This window comes from Rhodoferax sp. (genome assembly GCF_044236835.1).
Classification (GTDB): domain Bacteria; phylum Pseudomonadota; class Gammaproteobacteria; order Burkholderiales; family Burkholderiaceae_C; genus Allorhodoferax.
Window position 1 is genome coordinate 150055 of record NZ_JBIIGC010000002.1, and the last position, 13802, is coordinate 163856.

Annotated in this window: 11 protein-coding genes and 1 riboswitch; of the genes, 4 read left to right on the top strand and 7 right to left on the bottom strand. The window is 67.2% G+C overall.

Annotated elements, in window-relative coordinates; genetic code table 11:
* Nucleotides 1–13: 13 nt before the first annotated feature.
* From ACILRC_RS02335 to ACILRC_RS02345, 3 genes are all read right to left on the bottom strand, one after another.
* The gene (locus tag ACILRC_RS02335; RefSeq protein ID WP_395667729.1) at nucleotides 14–1228 is read right to left on the bottom strand and encodes a lipocalin-like domain-containing protein; all 1215 of its coding nucleotides are present in this window, start codon (nucleotides 1226–1228) and stop codon (nucleotides 14–16) included.
* Nucleotides 1229–1343: 115 nt separating this feature from the next.
* Nucleotides 1344–2390: a PLP-dependent cysteine synthase family protein gene (locus ACILRC_RS02340; protein ID WP_395667730.1), complete on the bottom strand. Its 1047-nt coding sequence runs from the start codon at nucleotides 2388–2390 to the stop codon at nucleotides 1344–1346.
* A gap of 172 nt (nucleotides 2391–2562) precedes the next feature.
* A complete protein-coding gene (locus ACILRC_RS02345) occupies nucleotides 2563–5217 on the bottom strand; it encodes an FtsX-like permease family protein (RefSeq protein WP_395667731.1) in 2655 nt (884 codons plus the stop codon).
* A 42-nt stretch (nucleotides 5218–5259) separates the two neighbouring features.
* A riboswitch (TPP riboswitch) is annotated at nucleotides 5260–5355 on the top strand.
* A gap of 69 nt (nucleotides 5356–5424) precedes the next feature.
* On the opposite strand from ACILRC_RS02345, the gene ACILRC_RS02350 reads away from it, so the two are divergent.
* The 3 genes from ACILRC_RS02350 to ACILRC_RS02360 all read left to right on the top strand — a co-directional run bounded on the left by ACILRC_RS02350 (nucleotide 5425) and on the right by ACILRC_RS02360 (nucleotide 8779).
* Nucleotides 5425–6459 carry a thiamine ABC transporter substrate binding subunit gene (locus ACILRC_RS02350; protein ID WP_395667732.1) on the top strand — a complete coding sequence of 345 codons (1035 nt, stop codon included), beginning with the start codon at nucleotides 5425–5427 and terminating at the stop codon, nucleotides 6457–6459.
* Nucleotides 6460–6573: 114 nt separating this feature from the next.
* Nucleotides 6574–8130, top strand: coding sequence for an ABC transporter permease (locus ACILRC_RS02355; RefSeq protein ID WP_395667733.1), 1557 nt, complete (start codon nucleotides 6574–6576; stop codon nucleotides 8128–8130).
* The gene (locus ACILRC_RS02360) at nucleotides 8123–8779 is read left to right on the top strand and encodes an ABC transporter ATP-binding protein (RefSeq protein WP_395667734.1); all 657 of its coding nucleotides are present in this window, start codon (nucleotides 8123–8125) and stop codon (nucleotides 8777–8779) included. The genes ACILRC_RS02355 and ACILRC_RS02360 overlap by 8 nt, the downstream gene beginning before the upstream one ends.
* Nucleotides 8780–8805: 26 nt before the next feature.
* Here ACILRC_RS02360 and ACILRC_RS02365 read toward each other — a convergent pair whose 3' ends face one another.
* Both ACILRC_RS02365 and ACILRC_RS02370 read right to left on the bottom strand, forming a co-directional pair.
* Nucleotides 8806–9453: an ABC transporter ATP-binding protein gene (locus tag ACILRC_RS02365; protein ID WP_395667735.1), complete on the bottom strand. Its 648-nt coding sequence runs from the start codon at nucleotides 9451–9453 to the stop codon at nucleotides 8806–8808.
* Between the two features lie 60 nt (nucleotides 9454–9513).
* Complete coding sequence (locus ACILRC_RS02370) at nucleotides 9514–10659, bottom strand: hypothetical protein (protein WP_395667736.1); 1146 nt, start codon at nucleotides 10657–10659, stop codon at nucleotides 9514–9516.
* Between the two features lie 185 nt (nucleotides 10660–10844).
* Here ACILRC_RS02370 and ACILRC_RS02375 point away from each other — a divergent pair, with 185 nt between their 5' ends.
* Entirely contained in the window at nucleotides 10845–11468 is a 624-nt protein-coding gene (locus ACILRC_RS02375) for a glutathione S-transferase N-terminal domain-containing protein (RefSeq protein WP_395667737.1), read from the top strand.
* An 87-nt stretch (nucleotides 11469–11555) separates the two neighbouring features.
* On the opposite strand, the gene miaA is transcribed toward ACILRC_RS02375, so the two are convergent.
* Nucleotides 11556–12545: a tRNA (adenosine(37)-N6)-dimethylallyltransferase MiaA gene (miaA, locus tag ACILRC_RS02380; protein ID WP_395667738.1), complete on the bottom strand. Its 990-nt coding sequence runs from the start codon at nucleotides 12543–12545 to the stop codon at nucleotides 11556–11558.
* Nucleotides 12532–13767, bottom strand: a complete 1236-nt coding sequence (locus tag ACILRC_RS02385) for a multidrug effflux MFS transporter (protein WP_395667739.1) — start codon at nucleotides 13765–13767, stop codon at nucleotides 12532–12534. Before ACILRC_RS02385 ends, miaA begins: the two co-directional genes overlap by 14 nt.
* Between the last annotated feature and the right edge of the window lie 35 nt (nucleotides 13768–13802).

The window sequence follows — 13802 nt, forward strand, 5'->3', positions numbered from 1 at the left end:
GCCGGTTGGCGATTCACAGCTTGAGCGGCGCCGCGTACCCGGTCATCTCCAGGTAGCCGCGCCCGACCAATCGCCCGGCGCTGTCGCGCAACTCCGACAGCCCCTCCCAGTAGATCGCGCCGGTGGAGGTGGTGCTGTCAAGCTCCTGATTGTCCACCACCGCACGCACGGTGTATGTGCGCTGCGGCGTGTGCACCGACCACTCCACCGGATAGAGCGTGCCCTTGGGGCTGCGCCACAACCGCAACGGATGAAACGCCACATCGCCCGGGCCCAACACCTGTGGCTGCGGGTTGTTTGCCCCGCTGCTGCGCACCGAGCCACCGGCCCACACCGCATTGCCCTGCGCGTCGCGCAGCCGAAACACGGTGAGTGCGCCGCCGTCTTGCAAGTTGATGCCAATCCAGTCCCAGCCGACCGCTTGCGCATCCATGATCGCATTGCTCCACTCGTGGTCCATCCAGGCCAGACTGCCCGCTTGCAGCGCCACGGTCTGCGAGGGCAGCTGCAGCTGGCCGCGCGCTTGCAGCTGCGGGCGGCTGTAGTAGTAGCTGGCCTGCGCCGGGTCGGGGCCTTTGCGCGAGAGGCCGCGGTCGCCTTGCAGCAGCAGCGGCTGGGTTTGCAGGCAGCGCACGTCCAGGGCGATGTCCGCGCCGCGCACCCGCGCCACCAGCTCCGCGCCCTCGCGCCGCAGCGACCAATCACCCAGCGTGATGGCGGTGTCCTCCAGGCTGGCCCAGGCGGTGTCGGTGGCAACGGCGCCCGGCGCCTGCCCCGACCAGCGGGCGATGCGCTGGTCGTGCCACAGGCGCTGGCCTTGCACATCGGTGATGGCGGCGTGTGCAAACAGCAGCTGTTTGGCCGCCAACTGCGAGCGCATGCCCTGGGTTGCCGGCACCCTGCTGCGAAAAAACGTGACCTGAAAGCCGTGCGACGCCTCTCCCTGTTCGGTGGTGGCAGCGCCGGTGAGGTACCACCACTCGGTGACGAACTCCGGGTGGGCACCCGCATCGCGCGGAAACACCAGCGTGCGTGGCGCCAGCGCTGCAGCGGCGCTCTTTTGCGCGGTCAACGGGCTGGGCGCTGCTGCGCGCGCTGCTTGCGCAGCTTGGTGGGGCAACGAAGCGTCCTTGCTCCATGCCACACACGGCACACCGCCGCACAGCGCCGCCGCCGCAGCGCCCAGCCATTCGCGTCGGCGCAGCAACACAGCGTGGCGCGCGGACATAACGGCGTGTACTGGCGAAGGGGAATGCATGGGCATAGCAGGATGCACAGGCCCAACAGCTTGCACCGCCATCGCAGAGTCCACAGGCAAACCAGGGTGCACGCTGGTCGCTGCCTCAGGCCAGGGCCGCGTCCAGCCGGGCCTGGGCGGCTGTGCAGTCGCCGAAGGTGCGCTGCACCCAATCGGGGTGGTGGTAGCTGGGCAGGTAGCGCTCGCCTGCGTCGCACAGCACCGAGAGGATGGAGCCTTGCTCACCGCGTGCGCGCATCTCCTGCGCCAGGGTGAGCATGGCGGCGAAGTGCGTGCCGGTGGACGGCCCCACTTTGCGCCCCAGCAAGGCCGACAGCGCGCGCATCGCCACCACCGAGTCGATGTCGGGCACCTCCAGCATGCGGTCCACCACCGTGCGGATAAAGCTGGCCTCCACCCGTGGGCGGCCAATGCCCTCGATGCGCGAACCCTGGCCCACCAGGCTGGCGTCGCCACTGCGGTGGTAGGCAGCAAACACCGAGCCCTGCGGATCGGGCACGCACACCTCGGTGGCATAGCGTTGGTAGCGGATGTAGCGGCCCACCGTGGCGCTGGTGCCGCCGGTGCCCGCGGCCATCACCACCCAGCGGGGGATGGGATGGCGCTCGTGTGCCATCTGGCTGAACATGCTTTGTGCGATGTTGTTGTTGCCGCGCCAATCGGTGGCGCGCTCGGCATAGGTGAACTGATCCATGTAATGGCCGCCGCTGGCCTGAGCGAGTGCCTGGGCTTGGTCATAGACCTGCGATGGCGTATCCACCAAATGGCACTGGCCGCCATAGAAGCTGATTTGCGCAATTTTCTCGGGCGAGGTGTCGCGCGCCATCACCGCGATAAACGGCAGCCCCAAAAGCCGCGCAAAGTAGGCCTCGCTGACGGCGGTGGAGCCGCTGGACGCTTCAACGATGGTGGAGCCCTCGCGGATCCAGCCGTTGCACAGCGCGTACAAAAACAGCGAGCGCGCCAGCCGGTGCTTGAGGCTACCGGTGGGGTGGGTGGACTCGTCCTTGAGGTAGAGGTCGATGCCGTGCTCGGCAAAGCGCGGCAGCGGCAGCGCGATCAGGTGGGTGTCGGCGCTGCGCTGGTAGTCGGCCTCGATGCGCGCCATTGCCTGGCTCAGCCACGGGTTCATGGGTGGGTTGCTCGCATTGCTGCGCTCCTGGGTGTTGCTTGCGACCCGCGCGTCCACCCGCGGTGGTGCCGGGCGCGCCCGATTGTCGGCGATTCGCCCGCGGCCTCGGGCGGTGCATGGGACATATCGCATCGCAACAAGTCAACCCCGCTACGAGGTGCGCGACCCCGCTCTACCAATCCTCTTTCACCGCCAGCACCGCATCGCGCCCGGCGGCGGCGCGTCCGGCCAGCCAGGCGGTTGCCGTACCTGCCACCAGCACCGCGCCCGCCAGGGCCAGCAGCCGGGCCCAGGGCACGGCCAGGTCCATGGTCCAGTGGAAGCTCTGTGGGTTGACCACATGCACCAGCACCACCGCCACCGCCAGGCCCAAAGCCAATCCCGCGAGCGCGCCCAGCGCACTCCACACCGCGCCCTCGGCGGCGACCACGCCCAGAATTTGCCGGCGCGTCAGGCCCAGGTGCACCAGCAGTCCAAACTCTTTGCGCCGCGCCAGCACCTGCGCGCTAAAGCTCGCTGCCACCCCAAACAGCCCAATGCCAATCGCCACCGCCTGCAGCCAGTAGGTGACTGCAAAACTGCGGTCAAAAATTTGCAAGCTGATTCTGCGAATCTGCTGTGCCGAGCCGAACTCCAGCAACTGGTCGGCGCCACCGCCCGGTGTGTCGGCCAGCGTGTTGGCCAGCGCCCGCAGCGCGCCCTCGACCGCGCTGGCCTCGGCCTGCGGTGCGAGCCACAGCGCGATGTCGTTGACGCGCTCGTCTTTGCTCCACTTCGCAAAGTCGCTTTGGTCGATGGCGATGGTGCCGAACTGGCGCGCGTAGTCGCGCCACACGCCCGCCACAAAAAAGCGCGGCACCCCGCTGGCCGAGGCCAACGCGGTTTGGAGCGGCGCAAACTCGGTGCCCACCTGCGCGCCGTACAGGTCCACCATGGCCTCGCTCACGTAAATCGCCACCGTGCCCGGCGGTGCTGGCAGGGCTTGCGCCACCAAGGGCAAGCCCAAAGCGCCAGTGCCGGGTTCGCGCAGGGGCCGGGCCAGCAAGGTCACTGCGGGCTTGGCCGTATCGAGCGCCAGCGCCATCACGCGCTGGCTGCTCAGGCGCTCCACGCTGGGTAGCCGCGCAGCCGCAGCGACAAACGCCGGATCAAAAAACGCGGTCTCCATCGCCCCCGCGCTGCCTGCGGTGCGCACATACAGCGAGGCGGGCAGCATTGCGTCGAGCCACTGCATCACCGATCCCCGAAAACTCGCCACCATCACCGTGAGTGCCACCGCCAGGCTGAGGGCCGCCACCACACCGCTGACGGCAATGGCCGCGCTGGAACGCACCCGCCGCGCCCGCTCAATGGGCAACAGCCACAGCGCCCGGTGCTGCACGTGGGGCGCAAGCCGGTCCAGCAGCAGGCCCACCCACCACGGCAGCGCAGCAATGCCGCCCAGCAGCAGCGCGGCCACACTGAGGTAGGCCGCCAGCGGCACCCCGCCCACCGGGGGCAACAAGGCCAACAAGCCGCCCAGCGCCAACAGCCCGAATCCCCAGCGCGCCGCGCCCGTGCCAGCGCCTTGCACACCGTCCAGGCCCTTGAGGGTTTGCGCAGGTGGCAGGCGCTGCGCACTGCGCGCCGGCCACCAAGCGCCCAGCAACGCCGCCGCCACACCCAATGCCCCAAATCCAGCGGCCGCCCCCGCATCCCAACGCAGCGCCACGCCCACGCCGCGGAAGTAACCGCCACCCAAATCACCACCTAAAAAGTGCAGCGCCAAGCCCGCCAAGCCGGTGCCCAAGAGCAGCCCCAGGCCGCTGCCCACGGTACCCAGCACGGCCGCCTCCAGTACCACCAAGGCCAGCCGCTGCCGCCCGGTCAGCCCCAGCACGCCCAGCAAAGCAAACTGCTGGGCGCGCCGCGCCACGCTCAACGCCAGCACCGAATACACCAAGAACGCGCCGGTGAACAGCGCCACCAGCGCCAGCACCGTCAGGTTGACGCGGTAGGCGCGCGACAGGGCGCTGATGCGCTGCGGCGAGTCGCCCGGCTGCACCAGCCGCACGTCATTGGGCCAGTCGGGGCTGGCCTGCAGTTCGCGGGCAAAGGTGGCCCGGTCCACCCCCGGCTGCAAGCGCAAGTCGACGCGCGACAACTGCCCCACCTGGCCCAAAAAATCCTGCAAGGCGGCAATGTCCATCACCGCCAGCGGCGCACCCGCCGCCCGCACGCTGCCCGCCGCCTGCATGGCTTGCAGTTGCAGGCCGCGCTGCAATCGCACGGTCGCACCCGGCAGCGCGGCGCGGGCGCTGGCATTGAGAAACACCGCGTCTGGCGCGAATACCGCCAAGCGGCTTTGGCCAATGTCGGGCAGGGGCAGCAAGTCGGGCGCGATGGCCGCCACCTGGAGCACATCGACGCCCAGCAGGCGCAAAGGTGTGCGCTGCCTGACTCCGTCGGCCGGGGATGATGCGGCCGTCTGCGCTGGTACCGCGTCTTGCGCGGGCGCCACGCCGTCCAGCGCATAGCTGCTGGACTCCAGCACCGGCGAGGCGCTGGCGACCTGCGGGTGCGATTGCAGCCGGGCCAGCACGGCTTCGTCGAACAGGCCGTTGGCGGCGTTGCTGCGCAGCTCCAAATCGGCTTGGCCGCCCACTGAGCGTGCGGCCTGCGCGAACTCGTTGAGCGCGGAGGCGTTGATCAGGTGCACCGAAAACGCCAGCGCCACGCCCAGCATCACCGACACCACCGCAGCCGCGTTGCGCCACGGGTGGTGCCGCAGCTCCTGCCAAGAGAAGCTGCCCAACAAGGGCCACAGCGGGGAGCGGAGTGCGCGCATGCCCGGGATTGTGCGGCCCCGCGAAGTGCGCCCGTATACTCGCTGCTTCACCGGGGGTGTCCGCGCAAGCGGACTGAGAAATACCCCATGAACCTGATCTGGGTTATGCCAGCGTAGGAAGCGTGATGGGGAAATGCCGTGTTGTGCGTGGCAGTTTTCGTGGTCATCAATCCCGCTGGGTTTTTTTGAACGACGGAGACGCTCACCATGCAACACGGCATTTTTTCGCCCTTCAAACTTTTGCTTGCCGCCGCTTTTGCGCTTTGCACCAGCCTGGCGCTGGCGCAAACCACCGAGCTGCGCGTGCTCACCCACAGCTCCTTTTCCATCCCCAAGCCGCTGTTGGCGCAGTTTGAAAAAGACGCCAAGGTCAAGCTGCGTATCAGCAAAGGCGGCGACGCTGGCGAGATGCTCAACAAGCTCATCCTCACCCGCGCCAACCCGATTGCCGACGTGGTTTACGGCATCGACAACAGCCTGGCGCCCAAGGCGCTGGCTGCGGGCGTGCTCGACACCTACAGCGGCCCGGCGGCCAGTGCCAGCAGCCGCGTCAGCCTGCCCGCGCCGCTGGTGCCGGTGGACTATGGCTACGTGACCCTCAACTGGGACAAGGCCTGGTTTGCCAAAACCGGCATGGCCCTGCCCAGGTCGCTAGAAGACCTGACCCAAAGCGCCTACGCCCGCCTGCTGGTGGTGCAAAACCCCGCAACCAGCAGCCCTGGTTATGCCTTCTTGCTGGCCACCATCGGCGCCATGGGCGAAGAGAAGGCTTTTGACTGGTGGGCCCGCATGCGCGCCAATGGCCTGAAGGTGAGCAAAGGCTGGTCCGAAGCCTACTACACCGAGTTCAGCCGCAACGGCGGCAAGCACCCCTTGGTGGTGAGTTACGCCACCAGCCCGGCAGCCGAGTTGTTCTATGCCAAAGACCGGCCCACCGAGCCGCCCACCGGCAGTCTGGCCCTGCCCGGCGGCGTGTTCCGCCAAGTAGAGGGCGTGGCCTTGGTGCGCGGTGGCAAGGCACGTGCGGCGGCAGAGCAGTTCATCGAGTTCATGCGTTCCACCGCGGTGCAGCAGCAACTGCAAACCGAGATGTGGATGTTCCCCGCGCAGGCCAGCGTCGCCAAGGCCGAGGTGATGGTCCACGCCCCCGAGCCCAGCGCCTTTAGCGCACCCTCCGAGCAAGAAATTGCTACCAAAGGCGCAGCCTGGGTGCAGCGCTGGACCCAGGTGGTGCTGAAGTAGCCACCTGCGCTCTTGCAGTCGCTCGCCATCCACGGTAGCAACCACCTCAGCAGCAGCCACCCGCAGCCCCGCTCTTTGCGACACACCACGCGCCCAGCGCTCAGCCTTCACCCCATGGTCCACTTGACGCGCCGCGCCGCAACACCTTGGCTGCTGGCGGCGCTGCCCCTGGCGTTTTTGCTGGCGGTGCAGGTGCTGCCCGCGCTGCGCCTGCTGGCCTTGGGGTGGACGGACGCGCTTGCTTCGGGACTGGCCCAGCCGCTGCAAGACGCCTATTTGCGGGGCCGCTTGGCCTGGTCGCTGCTGCAAGCGGCTGTCACCTGCGTGGTGGCGCTGGCCTTGGGCTTGCCGATGGCCTGGGTGCTGGCCCGGCGCGAGTTTGCGGGGCGCAGCTGGGTGCTGCGCGCGCTGCTGCTGCCCTTTGTGTTGCCCACACTGGTGGCGGCCATCGGTGTGTTGGCGTTGCTGGGGCAGGGCGGGCGCGAGACGCCTTGGCTGCTGCTGTACGGCAATGTGTTTTTCAACCTGTGTGTGGTGGTGCGCGTGGCCACCGACGCGCTGGAGCAGGTCAGCGCCTCGCGCGTGGCGGCGGCGCGCAGTTTGGGCGCAAGCCCCTGGCGCGCGTTTTGGCGGGTGGAGTGGCCGGCCATTGCGCCGTGGCTGATGTCGGCCATGTGTCTGGTGTTTTTGGTGTGCTTTTCGGGTTTTGGTCTGGCGCTGGTGCTGGGCGGCAACCGTTACGCCACCATCGAAGTAGAGATCTACACCCTGGTCGCCCACGAGCTGGCCTTGGCGCAGGCCAGCGTGCTGGCGCTCTGGAGCATGGGGATTGCCGCGCTGGTGGCCTGGCTGTATGCGGTCTTGGAGCGCCGACTGGCCAGCGCCACCCGGCACGACCGCATCGCCCGCAGCCCCGCGCGCGGCTGGCGCCAGCACCTTGGCGTAGGGGCCGCGCTGGCGGTGCTGGCGCTGGTGTGCGCGGCGCCGCTGTTGGCGATTGGGTGGCGCGCTGCGCAGGCTGGTGCGGAAGCTTGGGCGGTGTTGCTGGAAGCAGAAACCTTGCAGGCGCTTTGGAACACGCTGCGCTTTACCGTGGCCTCGGTAGCGCTGGCCACGTTGCTGGGCTTGCTGCATGCGCTGGCGGCGCAGAGTTTGGTGCTGCTGCGCACGCTGGTGTTTTTGCCCTTTGTGGTCTCGCCGGTGCTGGTGGGATTTGGACTGCTGCTGGTGTACCCGCAGCAGAGCGCTAGCCTGTGGATGCTGGTGTGTGCCTATGCCTTGCTGGCCTACCCCTGGGTGGCCAAATCGGTGGCCGCGCGGCTGGACAGCCTGCCTGCCCACTACCACGACCCCGCCCGCAGCTTGGGCGCGTCGCCGTTGCGGGTGTTTTGGCGCGTGACGCTACCGCTGATTTCGGGCGCACTGCGCCGTGGCATGGCCTTTGCGGCCGCCACTGCGGTGGGCGAGTTTGCGGTCACGCTGTTTTTGTCGCGTCCGGAGTGGACCACGCTGACCACGCTGATCTACCAGCGCATGGGCCGCCCCGGCGCAGCCAACCTGGACGCGGCCATGGTGCTGAGTTGCCTGCTCATGGTGCTGGCCCTGCTGGTCTTTGTGCTGGTGGAATGGGGCGCGCAAGACGGTAACGAAGACGAGGACAACCATGCTTGAACTGCACGCATTGCACAAAACCTGGCACCCACCCAAGGGCGCGCCGCGCAGCCTGCTGCGTGGTGTTGACTTGGTGGTGCAGCCCTCGGAAACCGTGGCCATCTTGGGTGCGTCGGGCAGTGGCAAAAGCACCTTGCTGCGCATCGTTGCGGGGCTGGAGCCCATGGATGCGGGCCGGGTATGTTTTGGTGGCCAGGACCTGCGCGATTGCCCGCCAGAGCGGCGCCGCTTTGCACTGATGTTTCAGGACTTTGCGCTGTTTCCCCACCTGAGCGTGCAAGACAACGTGGCCTTTGGGCTGGTGGAGCAGGGCGTGGGCAGGGCGCAGGCTCGGTCGCAGGCGCGCGAACTGCTGCAGCGCTTTGGTCTGGACGCCGCCGCCACAGGCCGCACCGCGCACCTCTCGGGCGGCGAACAGCAGCGCGTGGCACTGGCCCGCGCCCTCATCACACAGCCGCGGGTGCTGTTGTTGGACGAGCCGTTTTCTGCGCTGGATGCCGAACTCAAGGCCAGCCTGCGCGACGAGTTTCGCCAGCGCATTGCCGACCAACAGATCGCCACCGTGCTGGTCACCCACGACGAAAACGAGGCACGGGCCATGGGCGCGCGCTGCCTGCGTTTGTCGGGTGGCGTGTTGCTGCCTGCTTGAAGTTGGCTGGGCGGCGTACTGAGCGCCTACAGGCCGTAGGCCGTGAGGCGCAGCACCCGGTCGGCGCGTGCGGTGGCGGCTTCGGAATGCGTTACCAGCACCAGCGACGCGCCCTGCACGCGGCACTGCGCGACCAGCGCGTCCATCACCCGCGCGGCGGTGGTCGGGTCGAGGTTGCCGGTGGGCTCGTCGGCCAGGATCAGGCGCGGCCGGTGCACCAGCGCACGCGCAATCGCCACCCGCTGCAACTGCCCACCGCTGAGCTGCTGCGGCAGCCGCGCACCTAGGTCGCCCAAGCCCAGCGACTCCAGCATCGCCTCCACCCGCGCCGCGTCGGGCTGGCCCAACAGCAGCAAGGCCAAGCAGACGTTTTGGCGCACATCCAAATGCCCCAGCACATGAAACGCCTGGAACACAAAACCCACTTTTTCGCGGCGCAACAGCGCCCGCGCGTCATCGTCCAGCGGCCCCAGGTCGGTGCCATCGAGCACCACGCTGCCACCGTCCCACCGGTCCAAGCCCGCCATGCAATTGAGCAAGGTCGACTTGCCCACCCCCGATTCCCCCACGATGGCCACAAACTCACCCGGCGCGACCGACAGGTTCACCCCGGAAAACACGGGCATGGCGCCGTAGTGTTTGCTGAGCTGGGTTAGGTGGAGGGTGGGGGGCATGGGAAGCGTGCGAGTCCAGGGGATTGTGGCTAACTCAATGCGATCTGCTGGGCCGGGGGCTCAATTTGCCGGAATTTCCGCCGGCGCCCGCGCACCCGTCACCCGCGCCCAGCGCGCCCCGAAGTAGCCTGGATATTGATCCACCAACAACCGGTCGCCGATCTGAACCTGTTTGTAAAAGCTGGAGGAGACCCTGATTTTTTCGCTTCTGTTGGGGTGGTCCCAGTCGGGTATGTGCACATAGTAGGAGGTGCTGCGCCGCGACGTGCTGATGGACTTGTGTTGCACCACCGGCGTGAGTTCGGTGGGCGGGGCGGTGTCCCATTCGATGTTGGCGTCACGCAGTTCGGCGGCTGACGAGGTAAACGCACCAAACGAGCCCACCAACAGCAGTTCCAACAGCACCAAGTGCGCCCGTGCGCTACGCGCCAGCAAGAGCAGGTTGGCTGCGACCAAGACGGCAAGGATGGCCACTGCGGTCAGCAGCGACAGCGTAACGATGCGCCAAGTGTCGATTAAAAACTGGTCTTCAAAAAAGTAGCTTCGCATCAGAAACGCGCTGCCGTGGAAAGCCATTGCTGCGCTGATGGACAGCAGCACGATGCCCCGCAGCAGGTAGGGGTCGCGCGCGCCTACGCCTTGGGGCGGGGCCTTGCTGTCACGCACCTCGTTGGCAATGACCAGCAGGTGCCCACTCAAGGCCAACGCGGATTGCACCAGGTGCTTCTCGTCTTCCTCGCGCTTGAACAGGTTTTGGGTGGTGAGGCGTGCATAGAGGTGCCCGTTGGCACACACCACTTTTTTGAGCACGCAGATGGGGTCTTCCGTGTCGAACAGCCGGGTCGCCGCTTCGACGATGATTTTGTTCTCAGAAAACTGCTTGACGAAGTAGTCGTCATTCGAGGCCACATAGACCAGTTGGTCAAATTTAGATTGGCCAAACTGCCTCTCAACCGCCAGCCCCACCCACTTGAAGAAGCGGTCCACGCCGGTTTCACGTTTGAGTTCGAAGCGCAAGTGGGTCGGAACCTCGCACCCAAACTCCAGTGCGACCAAGGTGTCTTTGTTCTTAACAAAAAGCGCCCGCACCCGCGCATCCGCGCCGGGTGCCAGCACGTCCTTGCCCTTCCAGCGCCCAGCCCAGCGGAAATGAATTTGCCACCACAGCAAGGCCCCCAAACTCAGGAGCCCGAGATACGCCCACATGCACCACCCTCCCTGCCAGTATGTGCGCCTGCAGTCGCGCGGCGCGTGCCTTACTTTACGATGGGCTGGGTGCCTTTTCGCCCGCTCGCCACCACACGCTCCACCAAGCCCAACAACCGCTCCAACGCATCCGCCGTTTCGCTGGCCACGGTGTGGTGCCATAGCCCAGTAGACTCACGTCGGCCATGGGATCCACTCCGCTGCTCTACACCTACCGACGCTGCCCCTACGCCATGCGTGCGCGCATGGCGTTGTTGCAAGCCGGCATCGCTTTTGAAGCCCAGGAAATCGCCTTGCGCGACAAGCCGCCTGCCATGCTGGCCTTGTCGCCCAAAGGCACGGTCCCGGTGCTGGTGCTGCCCGACGGCACCGTGCTGGAGCAAAGCCTGGACATCATGCGCTGGGCCTTTGCGCAAGGCGGTGACGATCAGCAGTGGTGGGCCAGGGCCCAAAGCCCAGCGAATCTGGCCTTGCAGCAGACCTGCGACGGCCTCTTCAAGTACCACTTGGACCGCTACAAATACCCGCAGCGCTTTGACGACACCAAAGACCGAGAACACCACCGCCAAGAAGCCATTGCCGTGCTGCTCGAACCTTTGGAGCGGCAACTGCAAACCCAGGCCCAGGCCCAGCTCGGTGGCGCCATGCCCTGTGCGGTAGATGTGGGAATTTTTCCTTTTGTGCGGCAGTTCGCGGCGGTCGATCCGGCCTGGTTTGCCGCCTTGCCCTTACCCGCCCTGCAGCAGTGGCTGGCGGGGTGGTTGGTGCATCCTTTGTTTGCGCTGGCCATGAGAAAGCAAGCCTCTTGAGCGTTGCGCAAGGCGGCGCTTTGGTGATCCGATGACAGACGCAAGCATGGCAATCTGTCCTGAAGACATTGACGGCAGGCCGGGTGCCTACACCCTGCTTCCCACCACCGTTTTCACCAACCTCAACACCCGCTCCAACGCATCCCCCGCATCGCAGGCCACGGCCTGGCGCTGGGGCATGGAGCGCAGCCAGGTGAGTTGGCGTTTGGCGAGTTGGCGGGTGGCGGCGATGCCGCGTTCGCGCAGTTCGGCTGGGGGCCAGTGGGCGTCCAGCGCTTCCCATGCTTGGCGGTAGCCCACGCAGCGCATCGAGGGCAGATCGGCGTGCAGCTGCGGCAGGGCGCGCAGGCGTTGCACTTCGTCGAGCAGGCCGTCGGCCAGCATGGCGTCAAAGCGCTGAGCGATGCGCTGGTGCAGCCAGGCGCGGTCCTGGGGTTCTAACGAGATCAGCACGCTGGCTTGGCCCTGCTGGGTGGCGATGTTTCCGCCATCCGCTCCAAGCTTGTCCCCGCGCCCCGCCGCCTGCTGAAACACCGACAGCGGCTGACCCGAGACGCGATACACCTCCAGTGCGCGCTGGATGCGCTGGCTGTCTGCGGGTGCCAGCCGTGCCGCTGTTGCCGGGTCCACCGCCGCCAGCTGCGCGTGCAGTGCGGGCCAGCCCAGGGTTTGCGCATCTTGGGCGATGGCGGCGCGCACCTCGGCGTTGGCGGCCGGCATATCGTCCAGCCCTTCGGCCAGTGCCTTGAAGTACAGCATGGTGCCGCCCACCAGCAAGGGCAGCTTGCCGCGCGCGGTGATCGCAGTGATGAGCGCGCTGGCGTCGCGCACAAACTCGGCGGCGCTGTAGGCGGTGTGCGGGTCGCGGATGTCGATCAGGTGGTGCGGCACCAGCGCGCGCTCGGCGGCGCTGGGTTTGGCGGTGCCAATGTCCATACCGCGGTACACCAGCGCCGAGTCCACACTGACGATTTCCACCGGGTGCCGCGCGGCAATGGCGAAGGCCGCAGCGGTTTTGCCCGATGCCGTGGGACCGGCCAGCGCAATGTAGGAGGGTAGGGCCTTAGTCGCTGGCATGGCGCTGCACCAAGGTCCAGGCGCTCAGGGCGATGAGCGCGCTCCAAAAACCAATACCCCAGACCAGCGGCCACACGGTGCCGTCCATGCGCAGCCCCAGCCACTGGCCCACCGCAAAGGCGGCCACCATCATGAAAAAGCCATTGAGCGCAGAGGCCGCCCCAGCTGCTTGCGGAAACGGCGCCACCGCCGCGCTTTGGCCGCAGGGCTGGTGGATGCCATGGCCCAGCATGAACAGGCACATGGGCGCCGCAATCGCCCATCCGCTGGGGCCACCCAGCCAGCTCAGCAGCACCATGGCGCTGCCACCGCCCAGCGTGAACACGCCTGCCATCGCGACCGTGCGCCGCAGACCGAAGCGCGCAATCAGGCGCCGACACAGCACCGTGCCCAGCAGGTAGACAAAGGCGTTGAGCATCATCACCAAACCGTACTGCGTGCTGCTGTAGCCCAGCACGCCCATCCAGACAAACGAGGAAGCGCCCAGGTAGGTGAACAAGCCCGCGTAGGAACTGACCGAGAGCGCCGAGAACGCCACAAACCGGGGGTTGCGCAGAATCAGCCACCAGGTGCGCACCAGCGTGCGTCCGTGCAGCGCATGCGGGTTTTTGTGGGCCAGGGTTTCTTCAAAGCGCAGGGCCACCAAGGCCAGCGCCAGCGCGCCAAACACCGCCAGTGCCAACAGCGCCGCGTGCCAGTCAAACCACGCAGCAAGCAAACCGCCCAGCGGGGGGCTGGCAAAGGCAATCACGCCCAGGCCGCTCAGGCCCTTGGACATGACGGTGGCGCCTTGCGCCGGGGTGTACAGGTCCCGCACGATGGCGCGCGCGCAAACCACGCCCGCGCCCATGGCTGCGCCCTGCAAGGCACGCCAGACGATCAGCGTGGGCATGTCGGTGGCCAGCGCGCCGCCCACCGAGGCCAATACGTAGCCGGTCAGGCCCAGCAGCAACACCGGGCGGCGACCCAGCCGGTCAGAGAGCGGCCCCCACACCAGCTGCGACACACCAAAGGCCAGCAGCAGCGCGGTCAGGGTGCGCTGGGCCTGCGCCATGGAAGCACCCAGGTCTTGGGTGAGGCCGGGCAGGGCGGGCAGGTACAGGTCGGTGGTGACCGGCTGCAAGCCCAGCAACAAAGACAAGGCCAGCACGACCAGGCCGGCGGGCATGGGCGCTTTGGTGGGGTCGGCGCCGGTCGCACCTGTGGAAGGCTCGGTGGGCATGGGCGTTCGCCTAGTGCCACTGGCTCGGTTCGCAC

Coding starts and splice junctions, on each gene's coding strand:
- ACILRC_RS02335 (WP_395667729.1), bottom strand. CDS start 1,228: ATGTCCGCGCGCCACGCTGTGTTGCTGCGCCGACGCGAATGGCTGGGC.
- ACILRC_RS02340 (WP_395667730.1), bottom strand. CDS start 2,390: ATGAACCCGTGGCTGAGCCAGGCAATGGCGCGCATCGAGGCCGACTAC.
- ACILRC_RS02345 (WP_395667731.1), bottom strand. CDS start 5,217: ATGCGCGCACTCCGCTCCCCGCTGTGGCCCTTGTTGGGCAGCTTCTCT.
- ACILRC_RS02350 (WP_395667732.1), top strand. CDS start 5,425: ATGCAACACGGCATTTTTTCGCCCTTCAAACTTTTGCTTGCCGCCGCT.
- ACILRC_RS02355 (WP_395667733.1), top strand. CDS start 6,574: ATGGTCCACTTGACGCGCCGCGCCGCAACACCTTGGCTGCTGGCGGCG.
- ACILRC_RS02360 (WP_395667734.1), top strand. CDS start 8,123: ATGCTTGAACTGCACGCATTGCACAAAACCTGGCACCCACCCAAGGGC.
- ACILRC_RS02365 (WP_395667735.1), bottom strand. CDS start 9,453: ATGCCCCCCACCCTCCACCTAACCCAGCTCAGCAAACACTACGGCGCC.
- ACILRC_RS02370 (WP_395667736.1), bottom strand. CDS start 10,659: ATGTGGGCGTATCTCGGGCTCCTGAGTTTGGGGGCCTTGCTGTGGTGG.
- ACILRC_RS02375 (WP_395667737.1), top strand. CDS start 10,845: ATGGGATCCACTCCGCTGCTCTACACCTACCGACGCTGCCCCTACGCC.
- miaA (WP_395667738.1), bottom strand. CDS start 12,545: ATGCCAGCGACTAAGGCCCTACCCTCCTACATTGCGCTGGCCGGTCCC.
- ACILRC_RS02385 (WP_395667739.1), bottom strand. CDS start 13,767: ATGCCCACCGAGCCTTCCACAGGTGCGACCGGCGCCGACCCCACCAAA.